General features: G+C 74.9%; 18 protein-coding genes. 12 read left to right on the top strand and 6 right to left on the bottom strand.

The features are described from left to right. On the top strand, positions 1-600 hold the full coding sequence (locus BMZ33_RS03415) for an NUDIX domain-containing protein (protein WP_091107708.1): 600 nt from the start codon (positions 1-3) through the stop codon (positions 598-600). Between the two features lie 97 nt (positions 601-697). On the opposite strand, the gene BMZ33_RS03410 is transcribed toward BMZ33_RS03415, so the two are convergent. Together BMZ33_RS03410 and BMZ33_RS03405 are read right to left on the bottom strand one after the other, a co-directional pair. Beyond that, a complete protein-coding gene (locus BMZ33_RS03410; protein ID WP_136697184.1) occupies positions 698-1,390 on the bottom strand; it encodes a fibronectin type III domain-containing protein in 693 nt (230 codons plus the stop codon). 48 nt (positions 1,391-1,438) lie between these two features. Next, positions 1,439-2,080 (bottom strand): hypothetical protein, encoded by a 642-nt coding sequence (locus tag BMZ33_RS03405; protein WP_091107704.1) that lies wholly within the window; start codon positions 2,078-2,080, stop codon positions 1,439-1,441. An 88-nt stretch (positions 2,081-2,168) separates the two neighbouring features. Between BMZ33_RS03405 and ald the strand changes: the two genes are divergently transcribed. From ald to BMZ33_RS03370, 7 genes are all read left to right on the top strand, one after another. Beyond that, positions 2,169-3,365 (top strand): alanine dehydrogenase, encoded by a 1,197-nt coding sequence (gene ald / locus BMZ33_RS03400; protein WP_169063833.1) that lies wholly within the window; start codon positions 2,169-2,171, stop codon positions 3,363-3,365. Beyond that, the gene (locus tag BMZ33_RS03395; protein ID WP_169063832.1) at positions 3,344-4,327 is read left to right on the top strand and encodes a site-specific tyrosine recombinase XerD; all 984 of its coding nucleotides are present in this window, start codon (positions 3,344-3,346) and stop codon (positions 4,325-4,327) included. The genes ald and BMZ33_RS03395 overlap by 22 nt, the downstream gene beginning before the upstream one ends. A gap of 199 nt (positions 4,328-4,526) precedes the next feature. Further along, positions 4,527-5,435, top strand: coding sequence for a ParA family protein (locus BMZ33_RS03390; RefSeq protein WP_091107702.1), 909 nt, complete (start codon positions 4,527-4,529; stop codon positions 5,433-5,435). A gap of 73 nt (positions 5,436-5,508) precedes the next feature. Then, entirely contained in the window at positions 5,509-6,021 is a 513-nt protein-coding gene (locus BMZ33_RS03385) for a hypothetical protein (protein ID WP_091107700.1), read from the top strand. Between the two features lie 83 nt (positions 6,022-6,104). Then, the gene (locus BMZ33_RS03380) at positions 6,105-6,971 is read left to right on the top strand and encodes a segregation and condensation protein A (RefSeq protein ID WP_091107698.1); all 867 of its coding nucleotides are present in this window, start codon (positions 6,105-6,107) and stop codon (positions 6,969-6,971) included. Then, the gene (gene scpB, locus BMZ33_RS03375) at positions 6,968-7,789 is read left to right on the top strand and encodes an SMC-Scp complex subunit ScpB (protein ID WP_091107696.1); all 822 of its coding nucleotides are present in this window, start codon (positions 6,968-6,970) and stop codon (positions 7,787-7,789) included. The genes BMZ33_RS03380 and scpB overlap by 4 nt, the downstream gene beginning before the upstream one ends. Before the next feature lie 56 nt (positions 7,790-7,845). Continuing rightward, positions 7,846-8,694 (top strand): pseudouridine synthase, encoded by an 849-nt coding sequence (locus BMZ33_RS03370; protein ID WP_091107694.1) that lies wholly within the window; start codon positions 7,846-7,848, stop codon positions 8,692-8,694. Positions 8,695-8,712: 18 nt separating this feature from the next. Here the strand turns inward: BMZ33_RS03370 and BMZ33_RS03365 are convergent, their stop codons facing one another. The 4 genes from BMZ33_RS03365 to BMZ33_RS03350 all read right to left on the bottom strand — a co-directional run bounded on the left by BMZ33_RS03365 (position 8,713) and on the right by BMZ33_RS03350 (position 13,059). Then, on the bottom strand, positions 8,713-9,819 hold the full coding sequence (locus BMZ33_RS03365; RefSeq protein WP_169063831.1) for a LacI family DNA-binding transcriptional regulator: 1,107 nt from the start codon (positions 9,817-9,819) through the stop codon (positions 8,713-8,715). A 97-nt stretch (positions 9,820-9,916) separates the two neighbouring features. Further along, positions 9,917-10,753, bottom strand: coding sequence for a carbohydrate ABC transporter permease (locus tag BMZ33_RS03360; protein ID WP_091107691.1), 837 nt, complete (start codon positions 10,751-10,753; stop codon positions 9,917-9,919). 37 nt (positions 10,754-10,790) lie between these two features. After that, a complete protein-coding gene (locus BMZ33_RS03355) occupies positions 10,791-11,639 on the bottom strand; it encodes a carbohydrate ABC transporter permease (RefSeq protein WP_169063830.1) in 849 nt (282 codons plus the stop codon). A 157-nt stretch (positions 11,640-11,796) separates the two neighbouring features. Then, entirely contained in the window at positions 11,797-13,059 is a 1,263-nt protein-coding gene (locus BMZ33_RS03350) for an extracellular solute-binding protein (RefSeq protein ID WP_169063829.1), read from the bottom strand. A 135-nt stretch (positions 13,060-13,194) separates the two neighbouring features. Between BMZ33_RS03350 and BMZ33_RS03345 the strand changes: the two genes are divergently transcribed. The 4 genes from BMZ33_RS03345 (at position 13,195) to arfA (ending at position 19,412) form a co-directional block, all read left to right on the top strand. Continuing rightward, the gene (locus tag BMZ33_RS03345; RefSeq protein WP_091107679.1) at positions 13,195-14,466 is read left to right on the top strand and encodes an endo-1,4-beta-xylanase; all 1,272 of its coding nucleotides are present in this window, start codon (positions 13,195-13,197) and stop codon (positions 14,464-14,466) included. A 106-nt stretch (positions 14,467-14,572) separates the two neighbouring features. Next, complete coding sequence (locus BMZ33_RS03340) at positions 14,573-16,924, top strand: beta-xylosidase/alpha-l-arabinosidase (RefSeq protein ID WP_091107677.1); 2,352 nt, start codon at positions 14,573-14,575, stop codon at positions 16,922-16,924. After that, complete coding sequence (locus tag BMZ33_RS03335; protein WP_091107675.1) at positions 16,924-17,910, top strand: acetylxylan esterase; 987 nt, start codon at positions 16,924-16,926, stop codon at positions 17,908-17,910. The genes BMZ33_RS03340 and BMZ33_RS03335 overlap by 1 nt, the downstream gene beginning before the upstream one ends. Further along, the gene (arfA, locus tag BMZ33_RS03330; RefSeq protein WP_091107673.1) at positions 17,910-19,412 is read left to right on the top strand and encodes an arabinosylfuranosidase ArfA; all 1,503 of its coding nucleotides are present in this window, start codon (positions 17,910-17,912) and stop codon (positions 19,410-19,412) included. The genes BMZ33_RS03335 and arfA overlap by 1 nt, the downstream gene beginning before the upstream one ends. Positions 19,413-19,428: the final 16 nt, after the last annotated feature.

Below are 19,428 nucleotides of genomic sequence, written 5' to 3'. Positions count from 1 at the left end.
GTGAGCGAGCCGGCCGCCGCGGGCGACTACCGGGTGCTGGGCACCGAGACGGTCTACGACGGCCGGGTCATCACCCTGGTCCGCGACACCGTGGCCATGCCCGGCGGTGGGGACAGCGTGCGCGAGGTGGTCCGCCACCCGGGCGCGGTCGCCGTCGTGGCGGTCGACGACGACGGGAAGGTCGTCCTGCTCCAGCAGTACCGGCACCCGGTGGGCGGCTACCTGTGGGAGCTGCCCGCGGGCCTGCGCGACGCCGACGGCGAGCCGCCGCTGGAGACGGCGAAGCGGGAGCTGGCCGAGGAGGTGCGCATGGCCGCCGAGCGCTGGTCGCTGCTCACCACGACGTTCTCCACGCCCGGCTTCTGCGACGAGCTGGTGCTGGTCTACCTCGCCGAGGGCCTGTCCGACGTCGACCGGCCCGAGGGCTTCACCGTCGAGCACGAGGAGCTCGACATGACCGTGGAGCTGGTGCCGCTGGCCGACGCGGTGCAGCGGGTGTTCGACGGCGCGATCCGCAACGCCGCCGCCGTCATCGGGTTGCTCGCCGCCGCCCAGCACCGCGCCGCCGGCACCCGGCTGCGCCCCGTCGACGCGACCTGACGGACCGCCGTCCCCGCGCGGGAGGCGACCTCATCTCGGCCCTCTCGCAGGGGCCCGCCGCGAGCTCGCGAGCGGTGGGGGGCGAGAGGGTCCTTTCTCAGCCGATGACGACGGGGCTGGACCAGCCGACCTGCTCGTACTCGGTGACGCCGGTGTCGGCGTCGAGGACGAGCTCCTCGAGCCAGAAGACGTAGGGGACGCCGCCGGTCAGCCCGCCCAGGGTCGCGGTCACCTCACCGCAGTCGCCGCGCTGGCCGACGGTCACCTCCGGCGGAGGCGGCTGCGGCCCCGACACCAGCTGCTGGCTGACCGCCGTCACCCGGTAGCCCTGCACGTCCCCCCGGCCGTCGGCCTGCCAGCTCACCGTGGCCGACCCCGGTCCGGGCACCACGCCCGGGGGGACCTGCCGGAGGCCGCCGTACCCGCCGCACTGCGCCGGCGGTGGCGTGGTCTCCAGCGGCTGCCCGCGGGGCACCAGCGGCGTGGGCAGCTCGACGTCGAGCCGGCGCGGCGCGGGGAGGGCGAGCACCGGGGTGTCGACCACCGGGTCGGGCACGCCGGTGGACGCTCGCGGCGACCCGACCACCGGCGCCGGCCTCGGGCCGTCGGCGGTGCCCGCGTTGCGGAACGGCACCCAGGAGGCGGTGACCTGCGCGGCGACCTCGGTGGCCGGCCCGGAGAGCACCACCAGCCCGACCGCCGTCGCCACCAGCGCCCGCCCGGCCACGCCGCTGGCCGCCGGCCCGCGCCGGACCGGTCGCCGCGCCGTGCCGCGTCTCGTCCGTCCCATCCCCACCTCCCGCCGCGCAGCAGGACATCGGCACGGACGGCGCCCGGCTCAACCCGAGCGCGACGGCGCCGTGGCGCCCGGGCCCGGCTCGGGCAGCCGCAACCCCAGCCGGCCGGCCTCCAGCGCGGCCAGCGCGCGCACCGCCGCGGGGTCACCGGCCCGCCAGGCCGCGCCGGTGCCCGGCGGCAGCGCGGCCAGCCGCGGGAGGGGGGCGGTGGCGACGGCGCGCGCGGCCAGCAGCTCGAGGTCCGACGGGCCGCCCGACATCCGCGACACCGCCGAGGCCTCCCGCACCCAGCGCAGCCGCCACGGCAGCCACCGCGACAGCAGCCACCCGACCGGCAGCACCACCAGCACGACCGCGAGCACCGTGGCCAGCGTGCCGACGGCGTCCTGCGCGGCCTGCCCGGCGCCGCTGACCGACCCGGCGGCGTCGCCGAGGGCGTCGAACGGCGTGGACAGCTCGTCACCGACCACCGGCACGTCCTCCGCGGCCGACGCCGCCGAGCCCATGCTGTCGGCGACGGAGGTGCCCAGGTCCTCCACCGCCCGCCCCGGCTCGGCGAGCACCAGCACCGCCCCGTGCACCACCCGGGCCACCGCCACCCACAGCACGAGCCACGCCAGCGCGCCGACGTCGGCGAGGACCTGACCGAGGCGCCGGTCGGGACGGGCGGCGTACAGGCGCATGAGGTGCTTCCTCCTCCTGGGGGACGACCCGGCCATCGTCGGCGCTCCGCCGGGGTGCGGCAGCGCGGGAGCTGGCTAGGGTCCCGGTGTGGGCTCCCTCACCCGGGAGCCGGACGACCGGTGCGGCGCCGACGACCTCGGCCCGGCCGCGGAGACGGGAGCGGGATCGATGCACGTCGGGGTGCCCCGAGAGGTCAAGAACAGGGAGTACCGGGTGGCGCTGACCCCGGCCGGGGTCACGGAGCTGACCCGGGCCGGGCACACGGTGCTCGTCGAGCGGGACGCGGGGGAGGGCAGCTCCATCCCCGACGGCGACTACGTGGCCGCCGGCGCGCGGATCGTCGGGTCCGCCGACGACGTGTGGGCCGACGCCGACCTGCTGCTCAAGGTCAAGGAGCCGGTCGAGGAGGAGTACGGGCGGCTGCGCTCCGGGCAGACGCTGTTCACCTACCTGCACCTGGCCGCCTCACGGCCCTGCACCGAGGCACTGGTCGCCTCGGGCACCACCGCCATCGCCTACGAGACCGTGCAGACGGCCGGCGGGGCGCTGCCGCTGCTGGCGCCGATGAGCGAGGTCGCCGGGCGGATGGCGCCCCAGGTCGGCGCGCACAGCCTGGAGCGGGCGCACGGCGGCCGGGGGGTGCTGCTGGGCGGCGTGTCGGGCGTCTACGCGGCCAAGGTCGTCGTCATCGGCGCCGGGGTGTCGGGGATGAACGCCGCGGCCATCGCGCTGGGCATGCAGGCCGAGGTCGTCGTCCTCGACCGGGACATCGACAAGCTGCGCGCCGCCGACCGCATCTACCAGGGGCACCTGCAGACGGTGGCCTCCAACGCCTACGAGCTCGAGCGGGCGGTGCTCGATGCCGACCTGGTGATCGGCGCGGTGCTGGTGCCCGGCGCCAAGGCCCCCACGCTGGTGAGCAACGACCTGGTCAAGCGGATGAAGCCCGGCTCGGTGCTGGTGGACATCGCCGTCGACCAGGGCGGCTGCTTCGAGGACACCCGGCCCACGACACACGACGAGCCGACCTTCCGCGTGCACGAGTCGGTGTTCTACTGCGTGGCGAACATGCCCGGCGCCGTCCCGAACACCTCCACGCACGCCCTGACCAACGTGACGCTGCCCTACGTCATGGCCCTGGCCAACCAGGGGACGCGGGCCGCGGTCGCCGCCGACCCGGCCCTGGCCCACGGGGTCAACGTCGTCGGCGGGCACGTGGTGCTGCCCGAGGTGGCGGAGGCGCACGGGATGGACGCCGTGCCGTGGGAGGAGCTGCTGTCCTGACCGCCACCCTGTCCTCCGGTCCCGGGACGACCGTCGAGCGGGTCGTGACCGGCTACCTCGACCACCTCGCCGTCGAGCGCGGCCTGGCCGCCAACACCATCACCTCCTACCGCCGCGACCTGCGCCGCTACACGCGGTTCCTCGCCGACGCCGGCGTCCGGGGGCTGGCGGAGGTGGCCGAGAGCGACGTCTCGGGGTTCCTGGCCGCGCTGCGCGCCGGGGACGACGAGCACCCGCCGCTGTCGGCTCCCTCGGCGGCGCGGGCGGTGGTCGCCGTCCGCGGGCTGCACCGGTTCGCGCTGCTCGACGGGCTGGTGCCCGACGACGTCGCCGCCGAGGTCCGCCCGCCGGCGCCGGCGCGGCGGCTGCCCAAGGCGATCCCGGTCGAGCAGGTGGTCGCGCTCATCGAGGCCGCGGGGTCGCTCGAGGGCCCGCGGGGACTGCGCGACCGGGCGCTGCTGGAGGTCCTCTACGGCACCGGCGCGCGCATCTCCGAGGCCGTGGGCCTGGCCGTCGACGACCTCGACCGCGGCCAGGCGGTGGTGCGGCTGGCCGGCAAGGGCGGCAAGCAGCGGATCGTGCCGGTGGGCAGCTACGCGCTGCGCGCCGTCGAGGAGTACCTGGTGCGCGCCCGCCCCGCCCTCGCCGCGGCCGGGAGGGGCGGTGTCCGCGGCGGGCGGCTGTTCCTCAACGCCCGCGGCGGGCCGCTGTCGCGGCAGAGCGCCTGGGCGATCCTGCGGACGGCGGCGGAGCGGGCGGGTGGGGAGCCGGCAGGTGCGGTCTCCCCGCACACCCTGCGGCACTCCTTCGCCACCCACCTGCTCGACGGCGGCGCCGACGTCCGCGTGGTCCAGGAGCTGCTCGGCCACGCGTCGGTGACCACCACGCAGGTGTACACGCTGGTGACCGTGGACAAGCTGCGCGAGGTCTACGCCAGCAGCCACCCGCGCGCCCTCAGCTGACGACGGGACGCCCGTCGGACTGGCAGCTGTTGCCCATACTTACGGCGCGACCGGCCCGTCCCACGGGCAACACTCGCCAGCACCGGCGTGTCCTCCCGGCCTATCCGTCACGGTCTCCCTACCGTCGGTGCCGACCCGAGCGGACAGGACGCTGCTCGCGCCGGCACCGCCGGCAGGGGCACCGGAGGAAGGGCGACTCATGGCGATCCGAGGGGACGCGGCCGGCCAGGCCCTCGCGCTCCCGGCCGAGAGCGGCACCGAGATGGGGGCCGCCGCCTCGAAGCTGGACCCGGCCCGTGCGCGGCAGCGCCGGCTCCCGGAGCCCCCGCCCCTCGAGCGGCACGGCCCGGCGCGGGTCATCGCGATGTGCAACCAGAAGGGCGGCGTCGGCAAGACGACGTCGACGATCAACCTGGGCGCCTCGCTGGTGGAGTACGGCCGCCGCGTGCTGCTGGTCGACCTCGACCCGCAGGGAGCGCTGTCGGTCGGTCTGGGCGTCCCGGCCCAGCAGCTCGACCGCACCATCTACAACGCGCTCATGGAGCGGCGGACGACGCTGGCCGACGTCCGCGTGGGCACCGACGTGCCCGGCCTGGACCTGGTGCCCAGCAACATCGACCTGTCCGCCGCCGAGGTGCAGCTGGTGAGCGAGGTCGCCCGCGAGCAGACGCTGCTGCGCGCGCTCGCCGACGTCCGCGACGAGTACGACTACGTCCTCATCGACTGCCAGCCCTCGCTGGGCCTGCTCACCGTCAACGCGCTCACCGCGGCCGACGGCGTGGTCATCCCGCTGGAGTGCGAGTTCTTCTCGCTGCGCGGGGTGGCGCTGCTCGTCGACACGATCGACAAGGTCAAGGAGCGGCTCAACCCGTCGCTGGAGATCGACGGCATCCTCGCCACGATGTACGACTCCCGGACCGTGCACTGCCGGGAGGTGTTCAGCCGCGTGGTCGAGGCCTTCGGCGACACCGTCTTCCGGACCGTCATCCAGCGCACCGTGCGCTTCCCGGAGACCACCGTCGCCGGCCAGCCCATCACCACCTGGGCGCCGACCTCCTCGGGCGCGGCCGCCTACCGCGACCTGGCCAAGGAGGTCATGTCGCTGTGAGCGAGCTCGCGAGCTCACCGACGACGGGCGGACGCTGCGGAGCGCGTGCGACGAGTACCAGCGAGGAGGTCGCGTGACGCGCCGTCCCGTGCTCCCGGGCGCCGCCGAGCTGTTCCGGCGCACCGACGCGCCCGCCGGTGCCGAGGTCACCGAGCTGCCCGACCTGGCCGCGGCCAGCCGGTCGCCGGCGCTGCGCGGTGCGGCCCGCCGTCCGGCCGAGCCCGAGCCGGCGGAGGAGCCGCCGACCGGCACCGGCCTGACGCTGGTGCCCGGCGGCGCGTCGGCCGACCCGCTGGCGGCCTTCCGGGCGCCCGCCGTCCCCGCGCCGTCGGCCCCCGGTGCGCGCACCCGCGGCAAGGCGGCCCGTCCGGCCGGTGGTGCGCGGCAGCGGCACGACGAGAAGATCACCGTCTACGTCTCCGCCGAGGAGCTGCTCGCGCTGGAGAGCGCGCGGCTGTCGCTGCGCGCCGAACACGGCGTGGCCGCCGACCGCGGCCGCATCGTGCGCGAGGCGGTCGCCGTCCTGCTCGCCGACCTGGCCGACCACGGCGAGTCCTCGGTGCTGGTCCGCCGCCTCCGCGGCTAGGGCCCGCCGCCTCCGCGGCTAGGGCCCGCCGTCCGCGCGCGGATGCCGGGATCTGTCGGGGGTCGGACGTAGCCTTGCGGTCCGTGAGCGGTGACGGACGGGCGGTGGCGACGGCGGAGCGTGTCGCCGACGGCGCGCCGTCGGCCCGCTTCACCGTCCGGCTCACCAACTTCGAGGGCCCGTTCGACCTGCTGCTGCAGCTCATCGGCCGCCACCAGCTCGACGTCACCGAGATCGCGCTGTCAGTGGTCACCGACGAGTTCATCGCCCACCTGCGGGCGCTCGGCGACGAGCTCGACCTCGACCAGGCCAGCGAGTTCCTCGTCGTCGCCTCCACGCTGCTCGACCTCAAGGCCGCCCGGCTGCTGCCGGCCGCCGAGGTCGAGGACGAGGAGGACCTCGAGCTGCTCGAGGCCCGCGACCTGCTCTTCGCCCGGCTGCTGCAGTACCGCGCCTACAAGCAGGCCGCGGCGGTCCTGCGCGAGCGGGAGACGGTCGCCGCCGGTCGCCACCCGCGGGAGGCGCCGCTGGAGCCGCGCTTCGCCGGGCTGCTGCCCGAGGTGCTGCTGGGCGTGACGCCCGAGCGCTTCGCCGCGCTGGCGGCGCGGGCACTGGCGCCCAAGGAGCCGCCGACGGTCGGCGTCCGGCACCTGCACGCGCCGCCGGTCAGCGTCGCCGAGCAGCTGCTGACGCTGCGCGGGGCCCTCTTCGGCGCCGGCACGCTCACCTTCCGGGCGCTGACCGGCGACTGCTCCTCGACGCTGGAGGTCGTCGCCCGCTTCCTCGCGCTCCTCGAGCTCTACCGGCAGCAGCGGGTCACCTTCACCCAGGAGACGCCGCTGGGGGAGCTGCACGTGCGGTGGACCGGCCCGGCCACCGTCGCCGCCGTCGGCGACCTCGGCGGGGCGGGCACCCGGGACGGCGCCCCCGGACAGCGGGCCGCGTCGTGACCGGCTCGCAGGAGCCCGCGCCCGAGCGGGCGCCGATCAGCTGGGAGGCGCTGGCCGCCGAGCTGGCGGCCACGCGGGAGGAGTCCGCCGGCCGTGCCGACGCCGACCCGGCCGTCTGGGACGCCGTCGCCGCCGAGCTCGCCGCGCGGGTGGCCGAGCGCCCGGCCGCGGTCGAGGCCGAGCCGCCGCCGCTGCCCGACGAGCCGCCGCCCGACGAGCCGCAAGCCGCGCTCTTCCCGCTGCCCGAGCCCGAGCCGGAGGCCGACCTCGACCCGGTCGAGCTGCGCGGCGGGCTGGAGGCGCTGCTGTTCGTCGCCGACGGGCCGGTGGACGAGGCGACGCTGGCCGGCGCGCTGCGCGTGGCGCCGTCCCGGGTGCGCGCCGCGCTGGCCGACCTCGCCGCCGAGCACGACGCCCGCCGGTCGGGCGTGACGCTGCGCCGGGTGGGGGAGGGCTGGCGGCTCTACACCCGCGAGGAGTTCGCGCCGGTCGTCGAGCGGCACCTGGCCGAGGGGCAGCGCAGCCGGCTGACGCAGGCGGCGCTGGAGACCCTGGCCGTCATCGCCTACCGGCAGCCGGTGACCCGCGCGCGGGTGTCGGCGATCCGCGGGGTCGGCGTCGACGGCGTCATGCGGACCCTGCTGGCGCGCGGCCTGGTGGCCGAGGTGGGCACCGACCCCGACAGCGGCGGCGGCCTCTACGGCACCACGACGCTGTTCCTCGAGCGGCTGGGGCTGGAGAGCCTCGACGAGCTGCCCCCGCTCGCGCCGCTGCTGCCCGATGCCGCCGCCGTCGCGCGCGAGACCGCGGAGGGCTGAGCGCCCCGCCGTCGGCGCCGTCCGGTGGCCGACCGCCGGGTGGGAGACTGGAGGGGATGGACACCGCAGCGCACCCCGACGAGCTCCCCGGCACCCCCGGCGGTGAGGGCTGGTCGGAGGACATGGAGCTCGCGCCGGCCCACCCGGGCGACCGCGAGCCCACCGCCGACCCCGAGGACCGCCAGGGGGAGCGGCTGCAGAAGGTGCTCGCCCGCGCCGGCGTCGGCTCCCGCCGCGTCTGCGAGGACATGATCGACCGCGGCCGGATCAGCGTGAACGGGCGGACCGTCACGGTGCAGGGCATGCGGGTCGACCCGGCGACGGACAAGATCGCCGTCGACGGGGCACGGATCGAGCTGCGCGACGACCGCGTCACCTACGCGCTCAACAAGCCCCCGGGTGTGCTCACCGCGATGAGCGACGACCGCGACCGGCCCACGATCGGCGACATGGTCGGCGACCTCGCGCCCGGGCTGGTGCACGTGGGCCGCCTCGACCAGGACACCGAGGGCCTGCTGCTGGTCACCAACGACGGCGAGCTCGCCCACCGGCTGGCCCACCCGTCCTACGGGGTGAAGAAGACCTACCTCGCGCAGGTGTCGGGCTCGGTGTCGCGCGAGGTGCACCGGAGGCTGCGCGGGGGCATCGAGCTCGAGGACGGCCCGGTGAAGGTCGACTCGTTCCGGGTGGTCGACACCCACGCCGGGCAGTCGGTGGTCGAGGTCGTGCTGCACGAGGGCCGCAAGCACATCGTGCGCCGGCTGCTGGCCGCCGTCGGCCTGCCGGTGTCCCGGCTGACCCGCACCGCGGTCGGCCCGGTCTCCCTCCAGCGGATGCGCAGCGGCTCGATCCGGCGGCTGACCCGCCAGGAGGTCGGGGCGCTCGAGGAGCTCGTCGGGCTCTGAGGGGCGACCCCGGACCGGTCAGGACGCCTGCCCCGGAGGGGCGGTGGACGCCCGCGGGCGGAAGGAGGTCGTCAGCGTGCGGTGCCGGTGGGGGAGTTCCTCGCCGGAGATGAGGGCCAGGAGCATCTGCGCGGCCTCCCTGCCCATCTGCCGGATCGGCTGCTGCACCGTGGTCAGCGGGGGATCGGCGAGCGCGGACTCCGGGATGTCGTCGAAGCCCACGACCGAGAGCTGACGCGGCACGTCCAGGCCGAGCTCGGTCGCGACCTCCAGCGTCGCCAGCGCCGAGAGGTCGTTCGCCGCGAAGACCGCCGTCGGCGGGGACGGGTGCGAGAGCAGCTCGCGGGCCGCCTCTCGCGCGATCTCCGGGTCGAAGCCGCCGGACCGCACCAGGGCCCCGTCCACGGGCAGCCCCGCGGCGACGAGCGCCTCGCAGTAGCCCTGGTGCCGCTGCTGCGCGGACAGCAGGTCCGAGCGTCCCGTGATCATGCCGATGCGGGTGTGCCCCAGCCCGATGAGGTGCTCGACGCCGAGCCGGGCGCCCTGCAGGTTGTCGGCGGCGACCGAGGGCAGTCCCGCGGGACCGGTGTGCGGATCGACCGCGACCACCGGTCCGTCGGCCTGCACGTCGGTCACGGTCGGGGTGACGAGCACGGCGCCGTCGACCAGGCTCCCCATCAACCGGCTCAGCGAGCGGCGCTCCCAGCCCACCCGGGCCTCGACGTGCCCGCCGGCGGAGTAGGCGATCAGCTCGTAGCCGGAGCCGTGGATCCCGTCGGACACCCCCTTGAGGACCTCGGTGCTGAAGGGCTCGAAGTCCATGACGAGCACGCCGACGACGTTGGTGCGGCGGTTGCGCAGGCTCCGCGCGACGAGGCTCGCCTCGTAGCCGAGCCGCTCGATGACCCGGGTCACGTGGTCGACGGTCGCGGTGGACACGCCGTACCGCGCGTTGAGGACCTTCGACACGGTGGAGATCGAGACGCCGGCCTCCGCGGCCACCTGCTGCATCGTCACCCGGCCGCGGGGGGACGGCAGCGGGAGGTGCCCGTCGGGGGTCCCGTCGTCCGTTCCCACGACGGGGCCCGGGCCGACGACGTGGTCCCTCAGGGGATCGGGTTCCATGGGTCCTCTTCTCGGTCGGGCCCCCGGTGGTCACCCTGCCAGAGGAGGGGGCTGCGCTGTCCAGGACGCCGGCGGCTCCGGGGAGGGTGGGCCCGGTTCAGCCCTTCACCGCCCCCTGGAGCCCGCCGACGATGCGCCGCTGCATGGCGAGGAACAGCACGAGCGCCGGGATCATCGCGATGGTGGTGAACGCCAGCACCCCCGCGGTGTCGGCCGAGTGCTCGGTCGAGTAGTCGGCCACGCCCAGCGGGAGGGTGCGCATGTCCCCCTGGAGCAGCAGCAGCGGGAGCAGGTAGGCGTTCCAGGACGCGACGAAGGCGAGGACGCCGACCGTGACCAACCCGGGCATCGACAGGGGGAGCGCCATCCGCCAGAAGATGCCGATCCGGGAGGCGCCGTCGATCATGGCCGCCTCCTCGACCTCCTTCGGCAGCGCCATCAGGAAGGGCCGCAGGATCACCACCGTCGTCGGCAGCGCGAACGCCGCCTGCGGCAGGGCGATCCCCCACCAGGTGTTGCCGAGCTGCAGGTCGCGGGTCACGAGGATGAACAGCGGCACGATCGCCACGGCCGCCGGGAAGAGCAGCCCCAGGACGAACACCAGGAACAGCGGCTCCCGGAACCGGAACTGGTAGCGCGCCAGGGGGTAGGCGGCCATCACGCCCGCGAGCACCGCCACGACCGTGGTGATGAGGGCGACCACCGTCGAGTTCAGCGCGTAGCGCCAGAACTCCGGGTTGCCGAGGACGCCCCCGTAGTTCCGCAGCAGCCACGGGTCGGGGAGCCCGGCGGGGTCGCGCGCCAGCTGCTCGTTGCTGCGGAAGCCGCCGACCGCGCCGTAGAGCACCGGCCCGAGCGTGAGCGCCACCACCGCGAGCGCCACCAGGTAGACCAGCGGGCCGCCCCGCCCGTACGTCGTCGCCCGTCGCGCCATCAGCGGGCCCTCCTCTCGGGTGTCTTCTCCACCGGGTTCACGCGTCCGCCTTCGTGTCGCGCCGCAGCACCAGGAACTGGTACGCGACGGCCATGGCGAAGCCGATCAGGAACAGCACGACCGACGCGGCGCCGGCGATCCCGAAGTTGCTCCGCTGCGTGCCCTGGCTGACGAGGTAGGTCGCCATCGTGGTCGTCGCGTTCGCCGGCCCGCCGCCGGTCAGGATCCAGACCATGTCGAACAGCTGCAGCGAGCCGATCATGGACAGGAAGCACCAGGTCCGGATGGTGGGCGCGAGCAGCGGGACCGCGATGCGGCGCTGGACCTGCCACCACGATGCGCCGTCGAGCTGCGCGGCCTCGTGCAGCTCGTCGGGGACCCCCTGCAGCCCGGCGAGGAAGAGCAGCACGGCCAGGCCGAGGTACTTCCAGGTGAGCACCACGAAGACCGTGGCCAGGGCCAGGTCGGGGGTGCCGAGGAAGCCCTGCTCGGGGACCGGGAACCCCACCGACGTCAGCATGGTCTCGAGGAGGCCGGACCGGGGCTGGAGCAGCTGGAACCACACGACGCCGGCGATCACCTCGGCGAGGACGTACGGGACGAAGATGATCGTCCGCAGCAGCCCCCGCCCCCTGATGCGGCGGTTGAGCAGCAGGGCAAGCGCAAGCCCCAGCGGCAGCTGCACGAGGATCGAGGCGAAGACGATGACGAAGTTGTGCACCACGGCATCGGTGAAGACGTCGTCGGCCAGCACGCGGACGTAGTTCTGCAGGCCGACGAAGTCCACCATGGGGCCGAAGCCCTTCCAGCGGTAGAACGACATCCGGGCTGCGGAGAAGACCGGGTAGACGACGAAGAGGGCCATCAGCGTCAGGGCCGGCGCCACGAAGAAGAGGATCTCCAGGCGCTGCCGGGTCCTGTCACGACCGGGGCGGCCCGTCCCGCGAGCGGAACGGCCGGTCACCCGGCGCGCGTCCGCGCGCCGGGTGACCGCTGCCCCCGGGTCCGCCGCCGTCACGGCACCCTGGGAGGTCATCGTCGGATCACTGCTCCTGGTCGGCGGCCTGCTGGGTCTGGTCCACGATGTCCTGCGGTGTCGCCTCGCCCGCGAACTGCAGCGCGATCGCGTCGTTCATCGCACCACCGACGGACGCCCCGAACGCGGTGTCGAAGTACAGCTGGACGTACGGCGCCGCGTCGCGGACCTCGAGCAGCTGGGCGAGCGCCGGGTCGGAGACCGCGCCCGCGGCGGCGGGGTTCGTCGGCAGACCCATGTCGTTCTCGGCGAAGCCCGTCTGCACCTCGTCGGAGAGCAGGTACTTCACCAGGTCGACCGCCGCGTCGGGGGCCTCCTGCGCGACGGCCCACGCGTCGCCGCCACCGAGCTGGGCCTGGGGGTCACCCTCGCCGCCCTCGACCGCCGGGAACGGGAACCAGCCGGTCTTGGCGCCGAGACCCTGGCCGTCCTCGGTGAGGCCCTGCATGACGCCGGGCTCCCAGTGGCCGGTCAGCTCCATGGCGACCTGCCCGGTCGCCAGCAGGCCGGAGGCCGACGTGGCGCCCTCCTGCGCCGGCGTCGTCAGGAAGCCGGGGTTGAAGGGCTCGGTGTCGATCACCGTCTGGACCTCCTCACCCGCCTGGACGAAGCACGGGTCGGTGAAGTCGAGGCTGGTGACCGCGTCGGTCAGCACGTCCTCGGAGCAGGCGCGCACCGCCGCGTAGTACCAGTAGTGCGCGGCGGGCCACTTGTCGCCCGCACCCAGCGAGATCGGCGTGATGCCGGCGCCCTTCAGCGTCTCGATGGCGGCGGTCAGCTCCTCCATCGTGGCCGGCGGTGCGGTGATGCCCGCCTGCTGGAAGAGCTCGGTGTTGTACCAGAAGCCGACGACGCCGACGGAGAACGGCAGCGCGTAGGTCTGGTCCTCGACCTGCCAGCCGGCCACCGAGCCGCCGATCTTGTCGATCTCCTCCGACGCGTCCTCGGACAGGTCGCGGACGAGGCCGGCCTCCACGTGGTCGGCGAGCTCACCGCCGCCGCGCTCCATGTAGACGTCCGGCACGTCGCCGCTCTGGAAGGCGGCCTCGAGCTTGTCGACCATGTCCTCGTGCGCCATGGCGACGACCTCGACGGTCACGCCCGGGTTGGCGGCCTCGAAGTCCGCCGCCACCTGCTCGTAGTAGCCCTTGCCCGGCTCGTTGTTCGAGTTGTGCCACCAGGTGATCGTGTTGTCGTCGCCTCCCGAGGCGCTGCTGCCACCACCGCCACAGGCAGTGGCCGTCAGCAGCACCGCGCTGCTGCACAGCACCGAGAGAGCTGCTCGCCCCGTACGCCGCATGTCTGACCCCTTCGTCCTTCCGCACGCCGCGGTGGCGTGGAACACATTTGAAGAAGGTGGCAGCAAGGACTTGCGCTGTCAATCGTTGTCGATAACGATTTCGGAGTGACCTGCTCCACATCGCCCGACGCCGCCCGCCGCCTCGACGGCACGCTGACCGTGCGCTCCGCCGACGGCTCGCCCTGCGCCGACACGGACGTGCTGGTCCGGCAGGTGCGCCACGACGTCGCCTTCGGCAACATCGGCTTCGACTTCGTGGGGCTGGCCAACGGGGAGCAGGGCGGGTCCCGCGAGAACGTCTTCGGCGGCGCCGACCCCGAGGCCGCCGAGCGGCTCGAGCACCTGTGGCTCGACCTGTTCAACACCGCCACCCTCCCGTTCTACTGGGCCGGCTTCGAGCCGGTGCAGGGGCAGCCCGACACCCGGCGCCTGCAGGCCGCGGCCGCGTGGTTCCGCGACCGGGGCGTGTCCGTCAAGGGCCACCCGCTGGTCTGGCACACGCTCGCCCCCGACTGGCTGCGGGAGCACCCCGACCCCGAGGTCGAGGAGATCGTGCGGGCCCGGGTCCGGCGGGAGGTCACGTCCTTCGCGGGGCTCGTCGACACCTGGGACGCGATCAACGAGGTCGTCATCATGCCGGTCTTCGCCAACGAGGACCGGCAGAACGCGATCACCCGGCTGTGCCGCCGCACCGGTCGCATCCCGACCGTCCGCCTGGCCTTCGAGGAGGCGCGCGCGGCCGACCCCACGACGACCCTGGTCCTCAACGACTTCAACCTGTCGACGGCGTACGAGTGCCTGATCGAGGGCGTCCTCGAGGCCGGCGTGCAGGTGGACGCGATCGGCCTGCAGAGCCACATGCACCAGGGCTACTGGGGCGAGGAGCGGACGCAGGAGGTCCTGGAGCGGTTCGCCCGCTACGGCCTGCCGCTGCACTGGACCGAGACGACGCTGGTGTCCGGGGACCTGATGCCCCCGGAGATCGTGGACCTCAACGACCACCGGGTCGACGAGTGGCCCTCCACGCCGGAGGGCGAGGAGCGGCAGGCCGACGAGATCGTCCGCCACTACCGGACGCTGATGTCCCACCCCGCGGTCCAGGCGGTGACCTACTGGGGGATCACCGACCGGGGCGCCTGGCTGGGCGCTCCCGCCGGGCTGGTGCGCGCCGACGGCACGCCCAAGCCGGCCTACGACGCCCTCCGGGGCCTGGTCAAGGGCGAGTGGTGGCTGGCGCCGACGAGGCTGCGGACCGACGGCGAGGGCCGGGTCCCCGTGCGCGGGTGGGCCGGCGACTACGCGGTGTCGGCCGGGGACCGCTCCGGGTCCTGGACGCTGCGGCCCGACGCGCCGCTGCCGGAGGTCACCCTGGCCTGACCGCCGCGCCGACGGCGCGGCACCGCACCCCCACGACGGACCACGACGGACCACGACAGACCCCCACCACAGACCCCACGACGAGATCGGACGGACCCCCGAGGGCATGGGCACCAACGACGAGACCGGCACGGCCAGCGCGCCGGCCCCCTGGCGCGACCCCGCCGTCCCCGCCGAGGACAGGGTGGCGGACCTCATCCCCCGCATGTCGCTGGAGGAGAAGGTCGCCCAGCTGTACGGCGTCTGGGTCGGCATCGACGAGACCGAGGGCGAGGTGGCGCCGCACCAGCACGACATGGCCGCGGCGCCCGTGGACTGGGACGGGCTCGTCCGCAGCGGGCTGGGGCAGCTGACCCGGCCGTTCGGGACCGCGCCCGTCGACCCGCTGGTGGGGGCCAAGGGCCTGGCGGAGAGCCAGCGGCAGATCGTGGCGGCCGGCCGCTTCGGGATCCCCGCGCTGGTGCACGAGGAGTGCCTCACCGGTCTCGCCGCGTGGACGGCGACCGTCTTCCCGTCGCCGCTGTGCTGGGCGGCCAGCTTCGACCCGGACCTCGTGGAGCGGATGGGCGCGCTCATCGGGGCGAGCATGCGCCGGCTCGGCGTCCACCAGGGGCTCGCCCCGGTCCTCGACGTCGCCCGCGACCTGCGCTGGGGACGGGTCGAGGAGACCATGGGCGAGGACCCGCACCTGGTGGGCACCATCGGCAGCGCCTACGTCCGCGGCCTGGAGTCCAGCGGCGTCGTCGCCACGCTCAAGCACTTCGTCGGCTACTCCGCCTCCCGCGCCGGGCGCAACCTCGCGCCGGTCTCCGCCGGCCCCCGGGAGATCGCCGACGTCTTCCTCCCGCCGTTCGAGATGGCGCTGCGGGCAGGTGCCCGGTCGGTGATGAACTCCTACACCGACATCGACGGCGTGCCGTCGGCGGCCGACCCGGCGCTGCTCACCTCCCTGCTGCGGGAGACCTACGGCTTCACCGGCACGGTGGTCGCCGACTACTTCTCGATCGCCTTCCTCCAGACCCTGCACGGCGTGGCCGCCTCACCGGCGGAGGCGGCCGCGCGGGCCCTGGAGGCGGGCATCGACGTGGAACTGCCCACCGTGAACTGCTACGGCGCGCCGCTGGTCGAGGCGGTGCGCAGCGGAGCCGTGGACGAGGGCCTGGTGGACCGGGCGCTGCGCCGGGTGCTGCTGCAGAAGTGCGAGCTCGGCCTGCTCGACCCCGACTGGTCGCCGGACGCGCCGGCGGTCCTCGACGGCGAGGTCACCCTCGACCCCGCGGAGTCCCGTGCCGTCGCCGGGGACCTCGCCCGCCGCTCGGTCGTCCTGCTCGCCAACGACGGGACGCTGCCCCTGCGGCCCGGCCTGCGCCTGGCGGTGGTCGGGCCCCGCGCCGACACCGCGCAGGCGGTGCTCGGCTGCTACTCCTTCCCGATGCACGTCGGCGTGCACCACCCCGAGGTGCCCGTGGGCGTCGACATCCCCACGCTCGCCGACGCGCTGCGGGCGGACCCCGCCGCGTTCGACGTCGTCGTCGCCGAGGGCTGCCCGGTGCTGGGCGGCGACGACGAGGGCATCGAGGCGGCCGTGCGAGCCGCGGCCGACGCCGACGTGTGCGTCGCCGTCCTCGGCGACCAGGCGGGCCTGTTCGGCAACGGCACGTCGGGGGAGGGCTGCGACGCCGTGGACCTCCGGCTCCCCGGCCGCCAGGAGGAGCTGCTGGAGGCCCTCCTGGCGACGGGCACCCCCGTCGTGCTCGTGCTGCTCGTGGGCCGGCCCTACGAGCTGTCCCGCCAGGTCGACCGGCTCGCCGCGGTGGTGTGCGGGTTCTTCCCCGGCGAGGAGGGGGGGCCCGCGGTCGCCGACGTCCTCAGCGGGCGGGTGTCCCCGTTGGGCCGGCTGCCGGTGAGCTTCCCGCGCGCGGACAGCAGCCAGCCGGGGACCTACCTCGCGGCGGCCCTGGGCCGGCGCACCGACGTCAGCATGGTGGACCCGACCCCGCTGTTCCCCTTCGGGCACGGGCTGGGGTACGGCTCGGCGACCTGGGCTGGGGTCCGCGCGGTCGGCGGACCGGAGTGGGACACCGACGGCACCGCCGAGGTGGAGGTCGAGCTGCGCAACGACACCCACCACGAGGTCAGCGAGGTCGTCCAGGTCTACCTGCACGACCCCGCCGCCGAGGTGGTCCGGCCCGTGCAGGCCCTGGTCGCCGCCCGGCGGGTCGACCTCGCGCCCGGGTCTGCCGCCACCGTGCGGTTCACCCTGCACGCCGACCTCACCTCCTACACCGGACGGGACGGCGCGCGGATCGTCGAGCCGGGGGAGGTGGAGCTCCGGGTGGGCGCCTCGAGCGCCGACGTGCGGGAGGTGCTGCCGTTCACGCTCAGCGGGAGCCGCCGCGCGGTCGGGTCCGAGCGCCGGCTGCACCCGGAGAGCGCCGTCCAGCGGAGCGGGGACTGATGCCGCAGGCCGACCTCCCGCTGGAGGACCTCCGGCGCTACCACCCGGACCTCCCCGCTCCGGACGACCTCTGGGACTTCTGGGCGGCGACCCTGGCCGAGGCGGGCGAGCGGCCGCTGGACGTGTCGTGCACGCCGGTCGACAGCGGGCTGGTGACCGTCGAGACCCAGGACGTGTCCTTCGCCGGCTTCGGCGGGGACCCGGTCCGCGCCTGGTTGCACCTGCCCGCCCGCGCCGTGCGCGGGGACGGCCCACTGCCCGGGGTCGTCCAGTTCCAGGGCTACAACGGCGGACGGGGACTGCCCCACGAGCACGTCCTCTGGGCGTCGGCGGGCTTCGCGCAGCTCGTCGTCGACACGCGCGGGCAGGGCAGCGGCTGGACCGTGGGGGACACCGGCGACCCGGTGGGCTCCGCCGCCGCGCAGCCGGGGTTCCTGACCCGGGGCGTGCTGTCGCCGCAGGACTACTACTACCGGCGGGTCTACACCGACGCGACGAGGGCCCTCGAGGTGCTGCGCAGCCACCCCGGGGTCGACGGCGACCGGGTCGCGGTGACCGGGGCCAGCCAGGGCGGCGGCATCGCGCTGGCCGTCTCGGCGCTCGCTCCCGGCGTGCGGGCGGTCATGCCCGACGTGCCGTTCCTCTGCGACTTCCCGCGGGCCACGCGCACCGCTCCCGGCGACCCGTACGGCGAGGTCGTGCGGTACCTGAGGGCCCACCGCGACCAGGTGGACCGCGTCTTCCGGACGCTCGCCTACTTCGACGGCGCGGTCCTCGGTCGCAGGTCGTCGGCCCCGGCGCTGTTCTCCGTCGCCCTCATGGACGAGACCTGCCCGCCGTCGACGGTCTTCGCGGCCTACCACGCCTACGGCGGCCCCAAGGAGATCGAGGTCTACCCGTTCGACGACCACGAGGGCGGGGAGGCGCACCACCAGCGTGCGCAGCTCGCCTGGCTCCGCGGCCGGCTCGGGGAGCGGGACGTCTGATGGTGCGCGCCCGCCTGACCATCGACCCGGCGCGACCGGTGGGCCCGGTGTCCCGCCGGCTGTTCGGCGCCTTCGTCGAGCACATGGGACGCGGCGTGTACGGCGGCATCCACGAGCCGGGCCACCCGGAGGCGGACCGGGACGGCTTCCGCCGGGACGTCGTCGACCTCGTCAAGGAGATGGGGGTGACGACGGTCCGCTACCCCGGCGGCAACTTCGTATCCGGGTTCCGGTGGGAGGACAGCGTCGGGCCGCGCGACCAGCGCCCCGTGCGGCTCAACCTCGCGTGGCACAGCACGGAGACCAACGAGGTCGGGCTGCACGAGTTCGCCTCGTGGCTGGAGCAGGTCGGCGCCGAGCTCATGCTGGCCGTCAACCTCGGTACCCGCGGCACCCTCGAGGCGCTGGACCTGCTCGAGTACGCGAACGTGCCCTCCGGCACGACCCTCGCCGAGCAGCGGATCCGCAACGGGCGCCGGCAGCCGTTCGACGTGCGGATGTGGTGCCTCGGCAACGAGATGGACGGTCCGTGGCAGCTCGGCCAGATGTCCGCGGAGGACTACGGCCGGCTCGCCGCCCGGACGGCGAAGGCCATGCGCCAGGTCGACCCGGGTCTCGAGCTGGTCGCCTGCGGGTCGTCGGGGGCGGCCATGCCGACCTTCGGCGAGTGGGAGCGGACCGTCCTCACCCACGCCTACGACGACGTGGACTACCTCTCCTGCCACGCGTACTACGAGGAGAAGGACGGCGACCTCGGCTCCTTCCTCGCCTCCGCGACGGACATGGACCGCTTCATCGAGACGGTCGTCGCCACCGCCGACCACGTGAAGGCCGTGCGCAGGAGCCCCAGGACGATCAACGTCTCCTTCGACGAGTGGAACGTCTGGTACCTGTCCCGGGTGCCGGCCGGCCTGGCGAGGCGCATCGACGACTGGCCGCTGGCGCCGGCCATCAGCGAGGACCCCTACACCGTGGCCGACGGCGTCGTCGTCGGGAACCTGCTCATGTCGCTGATCCGCCACGCGGACCGGGTGACCAGCGCCTCGATCGCCCAGCTGGTCAACGTGATCGCCCCGATCGCGGCCGAGCCGCGAGGCCCGGCGTGGCGCCGGTCGACGTTCTTCCCGTTCGCCGCCACCTCCCGCCTGGCGCGCGGCGTCGCCCTCCGGGTGGGCGTCGACTGCCCGGGCTACGACACCGCCGAGCACGGCGAGGTGCCCGTCGTCGACGCCGCTGCCACGGCCGACGACGGCGTGGCCGCGCTCTTCCTCGTGAACCGCTCGCAGACGGAGGAGGCGGAGGTCACCGTCGACCTCGCACCGCTGGGCGTGCGCACGATCGAGGAGGTCCTGACGCTCTCCGACCCGGACCCGCACGCGGCGAACACCAGCGACCGCCAGGACCGGGTCCGGCTGCGGCCGAACCCCCGAGCGGCTTTGATCGGGGGCAGGCTCAGCGTCAGCCTGCCCCCGGTCTCCTGGACGGCCGTCTCCCTCCACTGACCGCACAGCCCCGCTC

This window comes from Geodermatophilus dictyosporus, from assembly GCF_900115505.1.
Lineage (GTDB): Bacteria > Actinomycetota > Actinomycetes > Mycobacteriales > Geodermatophilaceae > Geodermatophilus > Geodermatophilus dictyosporus.
This window is presented reverse-complemented; position numbering and strand designations above follow the sequence as displayed.